Raw genomic sequence first — 19,795 nt, 5'->3', positions numbered from 1 at the left:
CGCTTAACCTTCAACCCGGTAGACGCTCTTGATCCGGCGTATAACCTCAAGGCCCTCGAAATGATCCAGCACCTTGTCCATGCTTGCCTTGCTTGCATTATGCGTAACGATGATAATTTCGGCGTCGGGGTTTTGTTCGTTCGGCTGCTGTACCACGGATTCCAGGCTAACGCCGTATTCCGCAAACACTTGGGTAATTTGCGCAAGCACCCCGGCTTTATCGTCTACATGCAGCAAAATAAAGTTTTTCGACATAATCTGGTCGTCGGTCTTCAGCTTCTTCACTTTATAAGGAACGATGGCCTTTAAGCCGTTAACACCCAGTTTCAGGTTTTTGATGACCGCCACCAAATCGGCTACCACGGAAGTGGCCGTCGGCATTTCACCGGCGCCCGGACCATAGAACATCGTCTCGCCTACCGCTTCCCCGTATACGTATACCGCGTTGAATACGCCATTGACGGCTGCGATCGGGTGGCTCGTGCGGACCATGGTCGGCTGTACGCTGATGCTTACCTGCTCATCCTGCCGGTCGGCGATGCCAAGCAGCTTCATTTCGTAGCCAAGCCTTTTGGCATACAAAATGTCTTCCTTGGAAACCTGGGAGATCCCCTTCACGCTGACATCTTTGAGCTCAACGTTTGTTCGGAAGCCCAGCGTCCCCAAAATAGCCATTTTGCGGGCGGCGTCCAGTCCCTCCACATCCGAGGTCGGATCCGCTTCGGCGTAGCCAAGCTCCTGGGCTTCAGCCAGGACGTCCCCGTAAGAAGCGCCTTCCTGACTCATTTTAGTCAAAATGAAGTTAGTCGTTCCATTTACGATCCCCATGATTTTCATGATCCGGTCGGACGAGAAACCCTCGATCAGGGTGCGGATAATCGGTATGCCGCCGGCAACGCTCGCCTCGTAAAACACGTCGCACTGCTTCTCCTGGGCCTTCGCCAGAATTTCGGCCCCATGCAGCGCCATCAGATCTTTATTCGCCGTTACGATATGTTTTCCACGGTCCAGCGCTTCCAGAATGTACTCCTTCGTCTGTTCTATGCCGCCCATCACTTCAACGACGACATCAATTTCGGGATCCCGGATCACTTCCCATGGATCATCGGTCATCTTCCCGCCGTCAACGGACACGCTCCGTTCTTTTTCTTTGTTTTTCACGGCAATTTTCTCGATGATGATCGGCGAGCCTACCTGGCTGCTCAAATCCTCCTGATGTCCTTCCACGATACGGACCACGCCCGTTCCCACAGTCCCTAATCCCAACAATCCCACTTTAACCGGCTTCATCTCGTACAACCCCTCCTGTGCTCATCCACTTATCTGTTTTTTGTTCATTATGCTTCTTTCAGCCTTGCCCAATCATTTGGACCCTTCTTACGCCTGTCATCCGCCGCATGCCTACAAGCAGGTCATCAAGTTCTTCGTTCAAACGGGAGACCTCGACGGAAATGACGACATTGGCGATTCCCTGCAGCGGAATGCTCTGGTGGATCGTAAGGACGTTGCCTCCTTCTCCGGCCACAAGCCCCAGTACTTCGGACAGCATTCCGGAACGGTGCTCCATGTCGATGGAAATCGTCACGATCTCATCCCTGTCCAACTGGTTGATCGGATGGATGCCGTCCTTGTATTTGTAAAAAGCGCTTCGGCTTAATCCCACCATTTCCACGGCCTCATGTACGGTCTTTACGTCTCCGGACGCCAGAAGCCTCTTTACCTGCATCGTCTTGACCACGGCTTCAGGTAAAATGTCCTCGCGGACCAAGTAATACCTTTCCTTCACAATCGTCCTCTCCTCAAAGACTCGTGTTTTCGTATAGTGGACATTATACTGGATAACCAGCTTGAGGGCAATACATTGAAGTCTATTTTGCAAACATTATCGAAAAAAGAAAAGGAGGCCATCCCGAAGTAGAAAAAATCTACTTGTGGAAATAGCCCCTTGATAATAACTCCATTTAAAACTGACCTATGTATAATATACGATACTTCCGCAATAGTCGCATTCCTTGGTTTGACGGGGATTGATTCTTATCCTGGCCCCGCATCCGTGACACTCCATGTCTTTTGGAAGCTGAACATTTTCTGCCTCTGCCTTATCCGATTCCCAATCCTCTTCATCCGCGCAATATTCGCAGTACTCATCTTCACCGCAATCGCAGCCTTCATCCGCGCAGTACTCGCAGTACTCATCCTCGCCGCAATCGCAGCCTTCATCCTCTTCGTCATTGTCAAAAATCAGGGAATCCCCGTCTATATAGACTCCATCCAAGGAGCAGGAATCGATCATGTACTGCAAATCGCATTTGACGACTAAGGGGGAATGACCGGTAATACGGGCAATCTCGTTTATATCGGCTATACCGTCTTCCAGCACCATTTTCTTATAATGTGCTTTAAGATCCAAAAACTTCTTATGTTCATAAACGCTGATCGTTAACAAAACAATAAACGGTACAACAAAAAACAAGCCATAATTATTGACTAGAAATTGGAAGGTTGGGCCGATTTCTACTTCGTTTCCCGCCTTAAATACCAAAATTACTATAAAGATGATGACGATTTGCCAAGCAAGTCGTCTGTAGTTTTTGCTTTTACGATAATTAAGCGGATAACTCTTCACGGCATGAATCAAACTTATAACAACGAATAAAGGAAAAAACAAAAACATACCCACAAAGATACAATCATCCCTATAAGCCATGGCTTTCATATACCTGCGATGATCAATGACTGTTTCATTCATTTACTTATCCCGCCTCAGAGTATTCAATTGTTTGGAACTCCCGCTCACGGTTAAGCATAATTCAAAACCACGCCGCAGTACTCGCATTCCTTGGATTCGCCGGGCCTCACCGTCATTTTGGCGCCGCAGCCGGTACATTCCACCGACTTTAGTTGGCTTGAAGTTGCCGCTTCATCATCGGCGAAGCAGCTTGAGTGCCCCTATATGCCACGTTCACATCGTCGTCCACAGTGGTTATTACGTTGTTATCCGCCTCTTCCACCAGAGCCTGTTCGAACCACACGCTGCCCTCCCCAACGTCACCGTCAGGCAGAAGCTGGTGCTCCATCATATACGTCAAATCCTCATGAACACGCTGGGTCGGCTGTCCGACCGTGCCTGCAATTCGATCGATTTTCCTCAAATTGTAGATACACAAAGCTTCATGGTATATCCTCATGAGTTTTCTAAAACGATCGCGAGCCCTCCATTCCAATAATTGGATTACAAGCATTGGTATAATGAAGAAAATGCCAAGGACAACGATAACCAGAATAAAGTCTTCTTTCACTTCCGGATTCTCAATAACTCCCCACCACAAAAGAAGGGTAAGCGCAAAAAAAATCGCCACTAGCTGGTAATTGATAAATCTGAAATTAATTGCCTTCCGGCTGTTTCGTCTATGCGTAAATATAACTCGGAGGATGCCCAGCGGAAAAAATACCGGACAGAATATAAAATTCCCAAATATGATTAGGGCATCCAGTTTATTAAGTGAAGGTTTATGATTTTCGATTTTTAACATTGCTGCTCTTTGATCCATGCTTATTCCTCCGTTAGAAAACAATTGCGATTAGTTCCCACCGGCCTTCAAATGCTTGAGCTGCATATTGCGTTCCATCAACGTCTCCTGAATGTCCAAAACGATGGAAACCGCTTCTTCGGCCAACGCGTCTTTTTCCTTTTCCCCTGCCGCCGCGGCAAGCCTTAACTGGTCTTCCAGCAGGCTTATTTTCTGCCGGATCAGGTCCTCCACGGCAGATAAGGAAGAATGCGTGATCGGGTCGCTGTAACGGATCCCCTCCTCAAGCTCCAGGATCAGTCTGTCCAATCTGTCATTCATGGGGTATGTATGGCGAAGGGAAGAAACCCAGGACAACGTTTCCTTCCGATCGGCGAGCAAAGCGCTTTCCTTAGACTCGTGCGCTCCCGCGTATTTCCCGGCCAGCGCGATCAGGCCCAGAATGCAGACGGCAATCAGGAACGTGGCCAACTGCATCACAAGATAAGCCGTAAACGTGATTTTCATCAGATAACCGAACAATACGATCTCTGCTCCTGCCGTGATGGCATAGATCCCGATCACCGTCGCTGTCGCAATCCGGAATGGAACCGGCGCGGAATTTCCGTTTCTAAGATTCAGCGTTTTGAAAATATACAGAACAACCATGATTTCGGCCGAAGCCGCAGCCATTCCCGAAACCCATACATGGGGAAGCCTGTGGCCTCCTCCACTCCCAAGCAATACAAACGATAACAAGGTAATGATGGCGAGCGGCATACCCGCAAACAAAACCCCTAACTGGATTGTTCTTTTACCGTTCAAGGCATTCCCCCGCTTTATAACAATTTTTGTCCGCATTCCATGCAAAATTTTTGTCCGGGATCGATTTCATGGCCGCAATGGCTGCAGGAAAGAACCGTGCTGCATCCGCAGCTTGGGCAAAATTTGGCCCCTTCCTTGAGCAACTCGCCGCATTCCCGACATATTGCTAAAGCTTTCCCGCACCCCGCGCAAGTTTTGGCACCGTCATCGTTGTCATGTCCGCAGGACGGGCAGGCATGGTAGGGATCCCCGCAATGAAGACAGAACTTCGCGTTTGGAGGAAGCGGTTGTCCGCAGTCGCTGCATTTGGTTGCAGAGGCATCTTGCAGGCTTTGCTCCTCCAGGCTATGACCGCATTGATAACAGAACCGCCCTTTCTCATCGTTCAACGTGCCGCATTTCAGGCAGGTTTTATGGCGAGTCTCCTTGCCCGCGGCTGCCGGAATGGTCATTTCCCCGGATATGCGGTTCATGGATTCGTACATGGGGTTGACCATGCCGAGTCCCATGCCCACCCCAAGGCCTGCTCCCACGAGCGAGGAATTTCCTCCGGGGTTTTTAGCGGCTCCTTCCAGCGTATCGAACGAACGCTCCTGGTGGTATGTATAACCGATGATGTCCATCTCCGCTTTTTTGGCTAACGCCTCTTTGATGCGCTTGACGGCCGGATCGTTATCCGGAACGTTGATGGAATCCACATAAAAGTTCAGCAGCTGAAGCCCGAATTCTTCGAATGCCGGGGCAATCGCCTCAAAAATGTGTTTGGAAATTTCAACCACGTAGGCATTGATCTCAACCACGCTGATTTTTTTATGAACGACATAGGATGATAATATATCGTGAATGTTGGACATCAGCACGCCGCGAAAATATTTGACCAGCGTGTCCTGGTCGAAGGTTTGCAGCGCCCCCACCATTTTGAGCAAAAACTTGCGGGAATCCTGGATTTGAACGCCGAATTGGCCGAACGCCCTTAACGAAACGATGATGTTATATTTCGGGTCCTGCAGCTGGAGCGGCGAGCTCGTTCCCCATTTGACATCCAGGGACTGAAGTTTATTAACGAACCATACCTCTGCGGTAAAAGGCGATTTGCCTCCAAATGGAAGGTTCACCACATTCGATAATATCGGTATATTTGCCGTGCTTAAGGTATGCGCCCCGCCGTAAATGAATCCAGCGCCTGGCCACCCTTAAACAGCACTGCCTCCTGTGTCTCGTTCACAATCAATTGGGTCCAGGTGCCCAGCTCCTGATTCGGATAACGCCAGGCGAATACGCCCGGAGGACCGTCATATTTCACAACCTCAATAATTGCCATGTCTACGCACTCCCTTTTACGCTTTCAAACACAGGTAATATTTACTATATCATTGTATACGAAAACTGGGAGATTTGGCGTAATAAAGTTGGAAAATATTAAAAAAACCGCCGGCCCCTTATCACAGGGGCGGCGGTTTCGACCTTAATAGTAGCTGCTGCCTTCCACAAACTCAAATTCAAAATCCCCGATACGCACGATCGTTCCATCGGTGGCCCCGCGTTTGCGAAGCTCGTCGTCTATGCCCATATGCCGCATCGTCCGGGCAAGCTTCAGGATGGCATCGTGCGAGTTCATTTGCATCCGCTTCAGCATGCGCTCGATCCGTTCGCTATGCACAACGTAAGCTTCATTGTCTCTGCTGATGGTGAACGCATTGTCATCTTTCTTATCAAACTTATACACTTTGCGCTCGGCCACTTCCGGCACATCTTCCACGGCGATCTCTTCCGGAATTTCATCCAATATTGCCGCGGCACGGTACAGCAGTTCCTGGATGCCTTGACGCGTCAGCGACGAGATCGGCATGATTTCAAGGTCCGGCCTCACTGCCTTCACTTTTTCGCGGAACGCCTGCAGATTCTCCTCGGATTCGGGCATGTCCATTTTGTTCGCCGCTACGATTTGAGGACGCTCTGCCAATACAGGATTGTACAATCGTAGCTCTTCGTTGATCTTTTGCCAATCGTTAAACGGATCCCTTCCTTCCGATCCGGCCATATCCACAACGTGAATGATAACGCGGGTCCTTTCCACATGCCGCAAGAATTCGTGACCAAGGCCTACACCCTCATGCGCTCCTTCAATCAGGCCCGGCAGATCGGCCATCACGAAACTTCGGTCGTCTCCTACTTCAACCATTCCCAGATTCGGGGTGATCGTCGTGAAATGGTAAGCCCCAATCTTCGGTTGGGCTGCGGAAACAACGGAAAGAAGCGTCGATTTTCCTACGCTCGGGAATCCGACAAGTCCGACATCCGCCATGACCTTAAGCTCCATCGTCACATAACGCTCTTCGCCTTCTTCTCCGTTTTCCGCTAACTCCGGTGCCGGATTGTTCGGCGTCGCAAAGCGGATGTTTCCGCGCCCGCCGCGTCCCCCGCGGGCAACGATAACCTGCTGCCCGTGTCTCGTCAGGTCTGCAATCACTTCTCCGGTGTCATCGTCGATGAGCACCGTACCGGGGGGAATCCGGACAATCATATTCTCGGCGTTTGCCCCGTGCTGGCTTTTGTTCCGGCCCTTTTCCCCGCGCTTGGCTTTGAAATGGCGCTGATACCGAAAATCCATCAGGGTACGGAGTCCCTCGTCCACGCGGAATATCACGTCTCCGCCTTTACCTCCGTCACCCCCGGCAGGTCCGCCGTTAGGCACATATTTCTCCCGCCGGAACGCAATCAGGCCGTCTCCGCCGTCTCCGCCTTTTACATACACTTTCGCCTTATCTACAAACATGGGTTCACCTTCCTCAAGTCACATACGGTACGCGCAGACGGTACGTCGTATGGCCCGTATCCACCTGCTCCACCCGAATCTCTTTATTATTGACAGCCATTTCAATGCGCTGCTTCATGCTGTCGGCATCACCGAAGGCCCCTTCTCCCTCAAATTCAACAATCAATTCTTCATCTTGTTCCATAAAGGTAAGAATGAGCTGCCTGTCTTCCTCCCAAGATGAACTTCCTCCGTCCTGGTAAGCCCTCAAAACCGCCATGACGGTATCCGTTAACGTTTCCTGAATATCGGGGGACAGCTTGCCTTCGAGCTGTACGTGATCCACCACTTCCACTTCCAACTGTAAACCGGTATTGTACGTCCGGTAGGAATGCAGGTAAAAAACGAGGGAAGGAATGCCCAGTTTTGAAATTTTGCTGTCCTGAAGCATCCGTTCCTTTATTCTTTCCACACAATGCACCGATTTATCATGCTTTCCCAATTGAATATAGCCATACAAAATCTGAAGTTCATTCATCCAATCATGCCGATGGTGGTTCAGCATCTGAATGGCGCGCTGTTCCAGGCTGTTTTCCAGGTATAGCCGGATCGCATGCTGTTTCCGCATTTCCCCGTGCCGTACAAGCCAGGCCGAACAGAGCGCAGCTGCAACAGACCAGACAACCACCGCAACCGCAGCTCCAAGCGTGGGATTCCATAACATCCATGCCGCAGGCATTAGAACCGTCAAACCTATGCCGGCCGCTATCCATCTCCAGGAATTCATCGTTTCTCCCCGTTCCTCAATACCGATTGGTTACATTCGCCAAACCCAAGTATACCATAGTCTTCATCAGGGATTCATCACCGGACTCTCGGATCTCTAAAGAAAAACGTCTATCGACGTACTTTCTCAGAAGACAGACCGCATTTAGCAGAAGTTTTTCTTGCGAGATAAGGAAGCCGCGTCTCCGAAGCTTATCCTTTCTTATCTCTTAAAAAAAGAAGCCCCCGGCAACTAATAATGCCGGAGACTTCTTATCTGTAAGCCCCTATAAGAAGCAATTAAGCTTCCACTGCAGCCGCTACCGGAGCAGCCTCAACCGGGTAGACGCTCACTTTCTTGCGATCACGACCCCAACGTTCGAATTTCACGACGCCATCGACTTTCGCAAACAAAGTATCGTCTTTACCGATGCCTACGTTTGTGCCTGGGTGAATTTTCGTTCCGCGTTGGCGAACAAGGATGCTGCCGCCGGTCACTACCTGACCGTCCGCACGTTTCACGCCCAAACGTTTCGCTTCACTGTCGCGACCGTTCTTTGTGGAACCCACACCTTTTTTCGATGCGAATAACTGAAGATCCAACTTCAACATGTTGTCTACCTCCTTCTTTTAGTAGTCATTTCTTTTATTTGAATATACTCACGGTATGAATCTGCAATTCCTTGCAACATCAGCACCATGGACTCGAGAAGCAGCTGAACTTGACCGGAATTCGTCGACTCCTCTTCAGACGGAAGCACCGCACTGAGAAAGCCGCCCTTCATTCGGGTCTCCATGATTGTACCGGTTAACGCTTCAATGGAGTTCACCGTACCTACGGTAACGCTGGAAACTCCGGCGCATACGATATCTTGTCCAGGGTCGGCATAACCCGCATGCCCCTTGACTTCAAAACCATGGATTCGTCCGTCTTCCTTGCGTGAAATTTGTACAGTAATCAATTACCGCACCTTCTTACGCTTGGATTTTCTCGATGGTTACTTTTGTATAAGGCTGACGATGGCCTTGCTTCTTGTGGTAGTTTTTCTTCGGCTTGTATTTGTATACAACGACCTTGCGGCCTTTGCCGTGTTTCTCTACCTTCGCGGTTACGGATGCACCGGAAACAACCGGCGTACCTGCTACCAGTCCGTCCCCTTTGGAAACAGCCAGTACACGGTCGAAAGTCACACTTTCCCCGTCACCTGCGTTCAGCTTCTCGATGAACAATACATCGCCCTCTTGAACTTTGTATTGTTTGCCACCAGTTTCGATAATAGCGTACATTTGCTTGCACCTCCTCATGTCTCAGACTCGCCTGATTCAGGTGTCCGTTCAATGGTTTGACCGTCCTTGTCAACCCGATCGGAGCGGTTACAGCATGTGCAGCAATTGCTCGCTATACACATACCTGATGATAATACCACAATCCGTTCATAGCGTCAATAGAATTACCGTTTAAACCATGCCTGTCCCGCCGCAAGCCTTACATATTCGGGAAAACGGGGCCAGGAAGCTTTCCCGGGCTTTTTTGCGCGTCATCTCCAAAAGCCCCAGCTTGGTCCAGCCGACCACAAAGCTCTTCGTCCGGTCTTTGCGCATGCCTTCTTCCATTACGGCGATGACCTCGCGCCGGTGTTCCTCTTCCTCCATGTCGATAAAATCAACGATAATCATGCCGCCGATGTCCCGTAGACGAATGATGCGCGCTATTTCCCGGGCGGCCAGCAGATTCGTTTTGGTAACCGTGTCTTCAAAGCTGTCCCCGCCTGTATACTTTGCGGTATTCACATCGATAACCGTAAGGGCCTCCGTCTGATCGACCACGATGGTTCCCCCGCCAGGCAGGATAATTTGTCTGGAAAAACCCGCTTTCAGCTGATCCTCGATCCCGTATGACTGAAAAATATGCCCCTTGCCCTCATAAACCCGGACCTTGGGATTGCTTCCCGGCATCAGATCAGCCAGATAGCTTTTCGCTTCACGGGCGTCACGCTCGCAGTCGATAATCATCTCGTCCCGATCGGGATCGAAAGCATCCCGGATAAACCGCTGCAAAATCCCCAGATCCCGATGCAATAAAGCGGGAGAAGAGGCTTCGGCGGCACGTTCCTGAATCCGCCCCCACTCCAGCCTCAACCATTCCAGGTCGCCTAAAACGGCTTCGACCGGCTCCTCTTCGGACACCGTACGCATGATAATGCCTTCTTCCCCGTGCCTCAGACGCTCCCCGATCATCTTAAGCCGCAAACGTTCCGCTTCCTTGGCTATCTTCTTGGATACCGCAACGTAATCGGAGTTCGGCATAAACACGATAAACCTTCCCGGCAGCGAAAAATGCGTTGTAACCCTGGCGCCTTTTCCGCCCCTCGCTTCCTTCATGACCTGTACCACCAGCTCCTGACCGACGGACAACAGTTCGGTTATGGAAGGTTTTTGCTTGGGCTGTTTTTCAAGGTGGGGATGCAGAACATCGTCCACATACAAGAAAGCATTCTTTTTCAGACCAATATCGACGAAAGCGGCCTGCATCCCCGGAAGCACGTTTACAACTTTCCCTTTATAAAAACTGCCGACGATGCTTTGCTCCCGGCTTCGCTCAGCCGCATATTCCACAAGCCTGTCATCTTCAATGAGGGCCATCTGGATGGTTTCCGGTTCACAGTGTACGATTAATTGTTTCATGGCTTCACCTCTCCATGGAAGACTACTCCATTGTACCATCCTATCACGAAGTCGCCCTTAAGGGGGCACTAAAACGCCATTTTTTTCCACATTGTTTCCTTCACGCTATTTACGGATACCACGGGGTCCCGCCGGATGCAAAGTACGAAGCTATCACATGCTGCTCCGGTACGACGGCCATCAGGCCTCCCTGGCGATTCATGACATAGATCAAATGATATTTCTCTCTTTTAAATAAACGCAAAATCTCATGCAAAGGTTTCGAGGAATCCGCAACAATCGGCTGCGCCCCAGCTGTCCTAAGCTCATGATCCTCAAACATCCGGCTTCGGGTCACCAAAAATCTCAAAAAGCGGTAAGGAACGTTGCGGTGATCCTCAAAATTCGAATAAGCCAAAAACAATCCGATCATAAGCAGGTTGAGCCTAAGCCCTTCCCCGCTCAGCAAGGGCCACAGTCCATATCCGAGCAGAAGAAGGCTGCATGCCAGACCGGCTCTGGCGGTCCACAGCAAAGTTGCATGATACGGAACAAACAGGCTGACTAAAGCCTGCAGTACCTTCCCCCCATCCAAAGGCAGAATCGGCAGCAAGTTGAACAAGGCGATGATCAGGTTGCCCTGAATAATGTACGACAAAAACGGCCCGTCCCCCAAGCCGGCGCTCTGGCACGTTAAGGCAGCGCCGATCATGATCGCGTTTTGCAGCGGCCCGGCCAAGGCAATCACGATTTCCCTAACCGCATTCAAACGTCCTTCAACATCCTCGATGACGGCCACTCCGCCAAACGGCAGCATCTGGATGGATCTTACCTTGAAGCCCATAGCCAGAGCCGCCCCCGCATGACCCAGCTCGTGGATGAACACGATCCCAAACAAAGTGAGCAGTTCCAAGAAACGGCCGGTAATTACGGACGCCAGCATGACGATGACAAAAAGAGGGTGCAGCGAAAGAACCGTGCCCCGGACGCTGATCAAAACGAGATCACATCCGCAGGATCCACCGTGCGATCGCCTTCTTTTAACATAAAGTAAAGCGCCGGTTGCTCCCCGCCGGATTCCGCGGGCAAGGTTCCGACGACATCCCCTCCCTGCACCCAATCATTCACCTTCAGAGCCGAAGCGGCAAGTCCGCTGTACAGCGCGGTTCGCCTGCCCGTATGCTGGATCAGTACCGAAAACGTGGAATCCTGTAGTTTTTTTACTTCCAGAACCCGGCCTGTTTCAACGCTCTTGACCTCCGGCGAGGACTGCGAATCCTCTTTAGGCACGATCAGAATGCCTTTCATATCCATGGCAAAGGATTGCACGATGCGGCCGTTCAACGGCGGCGTCAATGATACCGAACCGTTGACCTTGGTCGTGTCCTGCTCGCTTTGTCCAAAAATCGGGATAAAAGACGGGGCCCCGCCGAAATGCTCCTCATACCAGGTTTGGGCCGCCTGAAAATCCATTTCCCGGCTCAAGCTGTCCATGATATAGAGCTGAGCCCGAACCGCCCAAGGCTCCTGTATCGAAAAAATTCCCCATACCGCCCCGAATAGCAGCGCACTAACGGTAATCCTTCGCAGCATGCTGCCGACAAAAGAAAATTTCTTCCGAGGAGGCGGCGCATCCGGCGATGCGTCATACCAGCCGCGGTAACCCTGCTTCCACAACTTTTCCGGGTCGGGCTCCATTTCCGGTGGAAGCGTGTCGGTATCCGGCTTAGAAAGTCGCGGTTGCTGTATATCATCGAATACCTTTCCATTCTTGACTGCCGGTTTATGAGTTTGAAATTCAAGGTTCTCTCCAGGTGCTCTTTTCTCCAAAATTTCCTTGATTCGAACTTGTCTCCTATGTTTAACCGAGGATTTGATGTCCAATGCTTTCTCCCCTTGGGGCTTGTTTTACTCTATCCTATGAGAAGAGCAAACCGGTTTAGAACAAGCCCCTTTTGCTCACGGGAGCAGACGTTATCCTCGGATTCGGGCCGGATTGAAGTATCCGACAACTCGGATAATGCTGTTAATGGAACAAAAAAACCGATGCGGGACAAGCGCATCGGCAAAGTAAACGAAGGATGATTGCATTAACCCATTCCGAAAAATTTCTTAAAGCGCGTAAACATTCCTTTTTTCTGATGAATCTGCATCAAAGGAACCGTGTCTCCAAGAATGCGGCGAGCGATATTCCGATAAGCGATGGCGGCCGAAGAATCGGGGTTCATGACCGTCGGCTCCCCGACATTCGCGGCTTTAATGACCAACTCGTCGTCCGGAACGATTCCGATAAGATCAATGTTCAGCACTTGGAGCACATCCTCGATTTCGAGCATATCGCCCGATTTCACCATGTTCGGTCGGATCCGATTGACCACAAGCTTGGGCGATTCCACATGGGAGCTTTCCAAAAGCCCGATAATGCGGTCGGCATCGCGCACGGCCGCGTTTTCCGGAGTGGTTACGACAATGGCCTTATCGGCTCCGGCAATAGCGTTTTTGAATCCCTGCTCGATCCCTGCCGGGCAATCGATGATGATGTACTCGTATTCCTTCTTCAATTCCAGGATGATGTCCTTCACCTGATCCGGTGAAACGGCGTTTTTGTCCTTCGTCTGGGCTGCAGGCAGCATATACAGCTCGTCAAAGCGCTTATCCTTGATCAGCGCCTGATTGAGACGGCAGCGCCCTTCCGCGACATCGCACAAATCGTATATGATCCGATTTTCGAGACCCATGACGACGTCGAGATTTCGAAGACCGATATCGGTGTCCACCAGACACACTTTTTTGCCCAGCAGTGCCAGGGCCGTGCCGATGTTCGCGGAGGTAGTCGTTTTTCCGACTCCGCCTTTGCCTGATGTTACGACGATTGCCTCTCCCATGTTCTACACCCCTTTAAACACATTAAAATCCCGGCCCAAACGAACGATGTTGCTGATCTTGTCTATTTTCATGCTTCCGTCCTGCAAATAAGCAAATTCCATGATCGTCTCGCGCGTTTCCCACTCATCCGGCGGTCTGCTGATCATATCGGAGATGCGCAGCTGGGTGGGAGCCAGGTAGGATGCCGCTATAATAGCGTTCTCGTTGCCTTCTACGCCTGCATGAGCCGTTCCCCGGAGGGCACCCAGTATGTAGATGTCGCCGGTCGCCGTAATGGTGCCGCCCGGATTGACATCTCCCAGGAACAATAAATCGCCCGCATGATGCAACACCTGCCCGGAACGAACCATTCCTGTCTTCACGGCAGGTCCGTACTCCGGCTCGGGCTCCGGCTCCAGCGGAGGCGATTCCACCGTACGAATAAGCAGATTCCCCTTTTGCTTCAAAATATCAAGGATGGATTGCTTTTGCTCTTCCGTGATGCGGCGGTTCCCCAACTTTATATCCACATGGATGATGGGACCGGTCAAAATATTTTGATGGCTATGCTCAAGCTTGTACCGAAGTTCGGTCAGCAATTCTTCCAATTCGCATTGATCGTCAAGCAGGAATACCAGGCCATCTTTGATGCCCTTAATCGTTACATGATTGGATTTTACAGCCATAAGCCTGTCCCTCCCATCTTCATACATTTCGCGCCCTAACCCTATAGTTCCTGCTGGTCTTCCTAAAATGTCAGATTTACGGATCAGGCTGCCTTGCTTCTCTTCGGCCCTTTGGCGATGAAATCGAATTGCTTTCGAAGAGGGACATAAATAATCAAGGCAAACGCAAAATGAATAAGGAGATCGGGCAGCATATGATTCAGCAGGGCCCAGTTATACGAATCCGGGTTTATCCGGAACAGCTTGTATATTCCGAACAGCATGCTGTCAAGCAGCAGGCTGCCCAGAATCACCGCCGTCATCATGATCGGCAGCGGCGCTCTCGGCGTCTTGAACAAGAGTCCGATAATATAAGCCGATACTCCCATCGTAAATGAATAAGTTCCGATCATCTCTCCATAATATACCACGTCGTGAAGCATTCCGAATACGAGCCCCAGAACCAGCCCCGTATGGCGGTGATGATAAATCGTCGCAAACAAAATGGCCACGTACATGAAGTTGGGATTGATTTTTCCCTGCAGCGAGCTTGGCGTCAGCCAAAAGCCGACGGTCCCCTGCAAAATGAACACCAAAAACAACAGCAGAATCAATACCTGATGACGTTTCATCCCTTGGGCTCCTCCGGCGTGAACACGACCAGAAGCGTTTTCCAATCCTGAAAGCTGGCCGACGGTTTGATCGTAGCCGTTTTGGTGAGTCCGAATTCGCCGGTTTCGACCTTTTCGACCGTTCCTATGATCATGCCGCGCGGAATGACGCCTCCGTTGCCCGAGGAAATGATGAGGTCTCCCTCTTTAATCTTATCATCCTGCGGAATACGGGTCATTTTCAGCATCTTTGTCTTCTTGTCATAACTTTCGATGATGCCGAAGGTATCCTTGTTCGAGGCCGTGGCGGCGATCTGCTGGCGTTTCGCGTCCTGCGGGTCAAGCGTCGTCAGCAATTTGACGGTCGAGGTAAAATTGCCGACATGGCTGATGACGCCGACCATCCCCTCCACAGAGGTTACGGACATGTTCATGCGAACACCTTCCTCGGCTCCCAGATCGATCACCAGCGTATGATTGTTCGGATCCTGGTTCACACTTAGCACGTTGGCCGGGCGATAATCATAGTCGAATCTCTTCTTCTGGGCTTCCGTAAATCTCAGCATGTTCATGTAATCGATGTTCTCGTTCTTGATGCGATGGTACTCCGCGCTTTCGCGGACGTACTGGGCTACCGTTTTTTTCAGGCGCTCGTTCTCCGCGTAAACTTCCTTCATGTCGCGTACATCTTCAAAGAAGCCCGCTATATAAGCAGCGGGCTTGTAAAATACGCCTTGCACAAAACCTACCGTATCCCTCACGAACTTCTCGGGCCAAGTCAACCCCATCCTTGGCCCTAGCGTGAAGCCCATAAGAGCAATGAACGTGACAAGCCCGATCAGCATAATAAACAGACGCTTGTTGCCTAGCAGCTTAAACAGTTTTCAACACCCTCTAACGTTACTGTTTTCTCTCCCACTTACCAGGGGTTGACACACATAAGTTCACACTACCGTTTGGAACGGACGGCAGAGCTGCTGCGGGATTTAAACAGGTGAATATTATCGAGCGCTTTTCCCGTACCGATCGCTACGCAATCCAGCGGATTCTCCGCCACGATGACAGGCATGCCGGTTTCCTCGGCGAGCAGCTTGTCCAGATTGCGGAGCAGCGCGCCTCCGCCCGTAAGCACGATACCGCGGTCCATAATGTCTGCGGCCAGCTCCGGCGGGCACTTCTCAAGCGTAACTTTCACGGCATCCACGATCGCGTTAATCGTATCGGCCAGAGCTTCGCTGATTTCATCCGATGTAATCGAGATGGTCTTCGGCAGCCCCGTTACGAGGTCACGTCCGCGAATTTCCATCGTTTCCACCGTTTCCAGAGGCATGGCCGAACCGACCTCCATCTTAAGCTGCTCCGCGGTACGCTCCCCGATCATGAGGTTATACTGGCGCTTGATGTAAGAAATAATGGAATCGTCCATCTCGTCGCCCGCAACGCGCACGGAACGGCTGGTAACAATGCCGCCTAGCGAAATAACGGCAACTTCCGTCGTGCCGCCGCCGATATCGACGACCATGCTGCCTGTCGGCTCCCATACCGGAAGGTCCGCACCGATCGCTGCGGCAAAAGGCTCTTCAATCGTATAAGCTTCGCGGGCACCCGCTTGCTTCGTAGCGTCTTCTACCGCGCGCTGCTCAACCGCCGTAATGCCGGAAGGCACGCATACCATCACGTTGGGATGGCGCGGAAACAGCGAGCGCTGCTTTTGCGCCTGGCGGAGAAAATACTTGATCATGGTTGCCGTCGTATCAAAATCGGCGATAACGCCGTCTTTCATCGGACGGATAGCGCGGATATTGCCCGGTGTGCGCCCAATCATCTTCTTGGCGGATTCGCCAACCGCCTCAATCGTTTTGGTATCCGTACGCAAAGCTACCACGGAAGGCTCTCTGACCACGATTCCTTTTCCACGGACATAAACAAGTGTATTCGCCGTCCCCAAATCAATTCCCAAATCTTTCGTGAAACCACCTAACATGCTGCAATCTCCCTTTCTTCCTCAATCTGAACTATTATATTACATCAGGCCCCGTTCCTTCAAACTTACAAACGTTCCGTCTCCAATGATCAAATGGTCCAAAACATCAATTCCGATAATACTCCCGGCTTCTACCAATCGTGAGGTCAGGGATATGTCTTCGGGACTTGGTGTAGGATCGCCGCTCGGATGGTTATGTGCACATACCAATGACGCACTGCTGCATTTGATAGCGGCTCTAAACACCTCGCGGGGATGAACGATGGAGGCGTTTAAGCTTCCCATGGAAAGCGTTTCTTGGGCTATGACGTGATTTTTAGTGTTTAAAAACAAGCAAACAAAGTGCTCCTTCTGGAGATAACGCAGCTGTTCGCTCAGCAACTCGGCCGCGTCGTGAGGGCTGCGTATGATGACCGGCTCCATATGCCTCGAACTGGCGAGCCGCCGTCCAAGTTCGATTCCCGCCTTAAGCTGAACGGCCTTGGCGGTTCCTATTCCCTTGATTTGCGTCAATTCCTCAATGCTGAGATCGACCAGATGGCGGATGCTCCCGATCTGTTTCAGAATTCGCTGTGCCACATGGACCGCAGACTCCTGACGGGTTCCCGTCCTAAGCAGTATCGCCAGAAGCTCAGCGTGGCTCAAAGCGCTCGCCCCATATGACATCATGCGCTCTCTAGGTCGTTCTTCATGGGGGATGTCGCGCAGCAAAAATGCGGGCGACTCCATAGTTTCCCCTCTTTCCTTAGACTTAAATCATACTCTGCCAATCCTGCCGAACAACTGAAATTAACCCAACACCGTTATTCCCATCTCTTCCAGCATATCGCTTAGAAGGGACAGGGGAAGGCCTACAACGTTAAAATAATCACCCTCGATGCTGTCCACAATGGTGGCTCCAAGGCCCTGAATAGCATACGCGCCGGCTTTGTCGGCGGGCTCCCCGCTGCGCACGTAGGAAACGATCTCTTCTTCGCTTAACGGCTTCATGCGAACGGAAGTTACCCGGTGGCGGACGATGCTGCGTCCCGTCTCCGCATCCACGCAGGCTACCCCGGTGTACACTTTATGGGTGCGTCCCTGCAAACCCGATAGCATTCTTACGGCATCTTGTTCGTCCGCCGGTTTGCCAAGTATATCACCCTCGAGAACGACAATCGTGTCACTCCCTACAATGACCGCGCTCCCGCTTGCTTCGGAAAGCTTGCGGTAGACAGCATCCGCCTTTCTTAGCGACAGGGTTTCGACAATCATATCGGGACTCCACCCGAAAGGCGTGTCCTCATCGGCATCGCTTCCCATGATCTCGAACGGGATCCGCAGCGATGCTATCAGCTCTTGGCGCCGCGGGGATGTAGACGCCAGTATAATGTATCGCGATGCCTTTTCTTTCACGAGGGTATGTCTCCTTTTGTAGTCAGAGCCTGCGGTACAGCCAGACCGCTGTGATCATGCCGATCAAACCCAGCAGGCAAAGCTTGATTTCAATGTTAATGTCATAGTTTATGATGTCCAATTGTGCTTCGGGCGACCACTTGATTATTGTCGAAGCGGTCAGAAAAGACAGAGCTTTGACAGGCAGCAGCAGTTTTGCGATCCACGTTCCGGTCAGCCACCCCAGCAGTATAAACAAAAAAAGCACTCCTGCGTTTTTCTTCATCCGTCCTCTTCCCTCGCCATTTTTTGACACCCTCATTATTATACGGTGTATCGGTAAGCAATACAAACAGAAATCCGGCAGGGGGAACTATTTCCAGTTCGCCTGCCGGATTTTGCAAATCGTAATCGGTTGCAGCATTTATAAAGCTTCTACAAGCTTTCTTTGACTCATGATATAGTTCATCATGCCCGCTTGAATTTCCCACAAATGCCCCTTGGCCCGATTTTTGTTGTATTCCGAAAGGGCCGTCACGGAACTGTTCATGCTCTGCTCCATGTTTTTAAGTTCAGTCCCTGCCTCGGGACCCAGTCCCAAAGAGACCAGCTTGATTGCCTCTATCCACTGCAAATGAAGACCGGTGATAGCTTTCATCGATTCCCCGTTCACGGGGCCCGGACTTTCCATGCTGAGCAAAGACGAGGATAACAAGCTGAGCTGTGATGCCAGTCCGCCGCTCACCTCGAAAAAAATGTCCAGTGCTGCCGCATCCCCTGCAAAAATGGCCGATTGCGCTCCAGGCATCGTCACTTCCCGTACATACAGCTCAACGCCCTCGTCCTTGAGCTGGCTGCTGAGGAGCTTAGCCTGCTCCCTGTCGGGCGAAACACCTGCATATACCCGGTTATCCATGGATGTATCGCCGTAAGCCGCAAGACCTGATTGCGTCAACTCTCCCTTGGCCTGTTCGGCGCGCTCCCCAGTGCTGAACACTCCGTATTGTAGCAGGTAAAAGGTCTTTTCGGGAATCGACACCGCGATCGAGGCCCCGCCCGCAGCCGGAGCAGCTCCGTCCGTTCCGCTATCGTTTTCGCCAGCCAAAGCGGCCGTTTGATCCGGACCGCTTTTTTCCGGCAAGACTTCCTTGTTTGAAGTTCCTCCGTTAAACATGTTGAGCACAATCGTTCCAAACAGCAGTCCGGTTAAAACGGCAGCCGTGATCGAACCGGCCAGCTTCCATACCGAGGTCGGACGGCGCGACCGGTAGTACCCGTAATCCTCCCGGACAGCGTAACCCCCGCCTTCCATATTACTGGGTTCAAGGTAATCTATTCTATCCTCCGATTCAGGAGAAGGCTCGTACCAAACATCCGTTTTCGCGTAAATTCCCCTATCCATTTTTTCCGGATCGACGATGAGAGGACCCCTGACTATCTCTCCTTCCGCTTGGCCGTCATCCGGCTCCTCGGTATGAAGCAGCCGCCTGTGCTCCTCTGCCAAACTTCCTCCGCCTCTGCGGTCATGCCGATATGGCCTGAACTCTTCATTCAAGCGGTCGTCCTCTTGATCAAACCTGATCGTCATTCGTGCCTTGTTCATCCGTCCGTCCACCTCGCTCGTTCCTCTTCTACAACTACCTATATGTAGGACGCAGACAAGTTATGAACGGAAGCTGACAAACAAGCAAAAACTCCTCCGTCCTATAAGAAGATGAAGGCGTTTTTCGCAAAAAAACCACCCGGCTCCCTGAAGAGTTCAAGGATCGCGGGTGGTT

The 19,795-nt window shown here is 51.3% G+C and carries 22 protein-coding genes and 1 pseudogene; all 23 read right to left on the bottom strand.

All coding sequences use genetic code 11. From position 1 onward, the window contains the following. Positions 1–3: 3 nt before the first annotated feature. The 23 genes and pseudogenes from XI25_RS23420 to XI25_RS23310 all read right to left on the bottom strand — a co-directional run bounded on the left by XI25_RS23420 (position 4) and on the right by XI25_RS23310 (position 19,620). A complete protein-coding gene (locus tag XI25_RS23420) occupies positions 4–1,290 on the bottom strand; it encodes a homoserine dehydrogenase (protein ID WP_046680510.1) in 1,287 nt (428 codons plus the stop codon). A gap of 58 nt (positions 1,291–1,348) precedes the next feature. Next, positions 1,349–1,786 carry an ACT domain-containing protein gene (locus tag XI25_RS23415; protein ID WP_046680509.1) on the bottom strand — a complete coding sequence of 146 codons (438 nt, stop codon included), beginning with the start codon at positions 1,784–1,786 and terminating at the stop codon, positions 1,349–1,351. Between the two features lie 186 nt (positions 1,787–1,972). Continuing rightward, positions 1,973–2,749 (bottom strand): hypothetical protein, encoded by a 777-nt coding sequence (locus tag XI25_RS23410; RefSeq protein ID WP_046680508.1) that lies wholly within the window; start codon positions 2,747–2,749, stop codon positions 1,973–1,975. 148 nt (positions 2,750–2,897) lie between these two features. Continuing rightward, positions 2,898–3,551: a hypothetical protein gene (locus tag XI25_RS23405; RefSeq protein WP_046680507.1), complete on the bottom strand. Its 654-nt coding sequence runs from the start codon at positions 3,549–3,551 to the stop codon at positions 2,898–2,900. Positions 3,552–3,581: 30 nt separating this feature from the next. Next, the gene (locus XI25_RS23400; RefSeq protein WP_046680506.1) at positions 3,582–4,334 is read right to left on the bottom strand and encodes a hypothetical protein; all 753 of its coding nucleotides are present in this window, start codon (positions 4,332–4,334) and stop codon (positions 3,582–3,584) included. Between the two features lie 14 nt (positions 4,335–4,348). Further along, positions 4,349–5,655, bottom strand: a pseudogene (locus XI25_RS23395) (SPFH domain-containing protein). 144 nt (positions 5,656–5,799) lie between these two features. Beyond that, a complete protein-coding gene (gene obgE / locus XI25_RS23390; RefSeq protein ID WP_046680505.1) occupies positions 5,800–7,110 on the bottom strand; it encodes a GTPase ObgE in 1,311 nt (436 codons plus the stop codon). A 13-nt stretch (positions 7,111–7,123) separates the two neighbouring features. Continuing rightward, the gene (locus XI25_RS32440) at positions 7,124–7,876 is read right to left on the bottom strand and encodes a Spo0B domain-containing protein (RefSeq protein ID WP_046680504.1); all 753 of its coding nucleotides are present in this window, start codon (positions 7,874–7,876) and stop codon (positions 7,124–7,126) included. A gap of 278 nt (positions 7,877–8,154) precedes the next feature. Then, positions 8,155–8,466 (bottom strand): 50S ribosomal protein L27, encoded by a 312-nt coding sequence (rpmA, locus tag XI25_RS23380; protein WP_046680503.1) that lies wholly within the window; start codon positions 8,464–8,466, stop codon positions 8,155–8,157. A gap of 5 nt (positions 8,467–8,471) precedes the next feature. Continuing rightward, positions 8,472–8,816, bottom strand: a complete 345-nt coding sequence (locus XI25_RS23375; RefSeq protein ID WP_046680502.1) for a ribosomal-processing cysteine protease Prp — start codon at positions 8,814–8,816, stop codon at positions 8,472–8,474. A 13-nt stretch (positions 8,817–8,829) separates the two neighbouring features. Beyond that, entirely contained in the window at positions 8,830–9,141 is a 312-nt protein-coding gene (rplU, locus tag XI25_RS23370; RefSeq protein ID WP_046680501.1) for a 50S ribosomal protein L21, read from the bottom strand. 171 nt (positions 9,142–9,312) lie between these two features. Beyond that, entirely contained in the window at positions 9,313–10,539 is a 1,227-nt protein-coding gene (locus XI25_RS23365) for an Rne/Rng family ribonuclease (protein WP_046680500.1), read from the bottom strand. Between the two features lie 109 nt (positions 10,540–10,648). Further along, positions 10,649–11,515 (bottom strand): M50 family metallopeptidase, encoded by an 867-nt coding sequence (locus XI25_RS23360; RefSeq protein WP_046680499.1) that lies wholly within the window; start codon positions 11,513–11,515, stop codon positions 10,649–10,651. Next, positions 11,512–12,402: a peptidoglycan DD-metalloendopeptidase family protein gene (locus XI25_RS23355; protein WP_046680498.1), complete on the bottom strand. Its 891-nt coding sequence runs from the start codon at positions 12,400–12,402 to the stop codon at positions 11,512–11,514. Before XI25_RS23355 ends, XI25_RS23360 begins: the two co-directional genes overlap by 4 nt. A gap of 206 nt (positions 12,403–12,608) precedes the next feature. Next, positions 12,609–13,403 carry a septum site-determining protein MinD gene (gene minD / locus XI25_RS23350; RefSeq protein ID WP_046680497.1) on the bottom strand — a complete coding sequence of 265 codons (795 nt, stop codon included), beginning with the start codon at positions 13,401–13,403 and terminating at the stop codon, positions 12,609–12,611. Between the two features lie 3 nt (positions 13,404–13,406). Beyond that, on the bottom strand, positions 13,407–14,069 hold the full coding sequence (gene minC / locus XI25_RS23345; RefSeq protein WP_046680496.1) for a septum site-determining protein MinC: 663 nt from the start codon (positions 14,067–14,069) through the stop codon (positions 13,407–13,409). A gap of 83 nt (positions 14,070–14,152) precedes the next feature. Further along, positions 14,153–14,680, bottom strand: coding sequence for a rod shape-determining protein MreD (mreD, locus tag XI25_RS23340; RefSeq protein ID WP_046680495.1), 528 nt, complete (start codon positions 14,678–14,680; stop codon positions 14,153–14,155). Next, on the bottom strand, positions 14,677–15,540 hold the full coding sequence (gene mreC, locus XI25_RS23335) for a rod shape-determining protein MreC (protein WP_268794557.1): 864 nt from the start codon (positions 15,538–15,540) through the stop codon (positions 14,677–14,679). The genes mreD and mreC overlap by 4 nt, the downstream gene beginning before the upstream one ends. A gap of 68 nt (positions 15,541–15,608) precedes the next feature. Continuing rightward, positions 15,609–16,643, bottom strand: coding sequence for a rod shape-determining protein (locus tag XI25_RS23330; RefSeq protein WP_046680493.1), 1,035 nt, complete (start codon positions 16,641–16,643; stop codon positions 15,609–15,611). 39 nt (positions 16,644–16,682) lie between these two features. Further along, positions 16,683–17,372, bottom strand: a complete 690-nt coding sequence (gene radC / locus XI25_RS23325; RefSeq protein ID WP_046680492.1) for a RadC family protein — start codon at positions 17,370–17,372, stop codon at positions 16,683–16,685. A 60-nt stretch (positions 17,373–17,432) separates the two neighbouring features. Then, the gene (locus XI25_RS23320) at positions 17,433–18,038 is read right to left on the bottom strand and encodes a Maf family protein (protein WP_046680491.1); all 606 of its coding nucleotides are present in this window, start codon (positions 18,036–18,038) and stop codon (positions 17,433–17,435) included. A 22-nt stretch (positions 18,039–18,060) separates the two neighbouring features. Further along, the gene (locus tag XI25_RS23315; protein ID WP_046680490.1) at positions 18,061–18,303 is read right to left on the bottom strand and encodes a DUF4321 domain-containing protein; all 243 of its coding nucleotides are present in this window, start codon (positions 18,301–18,303) and stop codon (positions 18,061–18,063) included. Between the two features lie 138 nt (positions 18,304–18,441). After that, positions 18,442–19,620: an SPOR domain-containing protein gene (locus tag XI25_RS23310; protein ID WP_046680489.1), complete on the bottom strand. Its 1,179-nt coding sequence runs from the start codon at positions 19,618–19,620 to the stop codon at positions 18,442–18,444. Positions 19,621–19,795: the final 175 nt, after the last annotated feature.

Source organism: Paenibacillus sp. DMB20 (assembly GCF_000987955.1).
Lineage (GTDB): Bacteria > Bacillota > Bacilli > Paenibacillales > Paenibacillaceae > Paenibacillus_AQ.
Note: the sequence above shows the minus strand (reverse complement) of the source record. Positions and strands in the feature narration are given on the sequence as shown.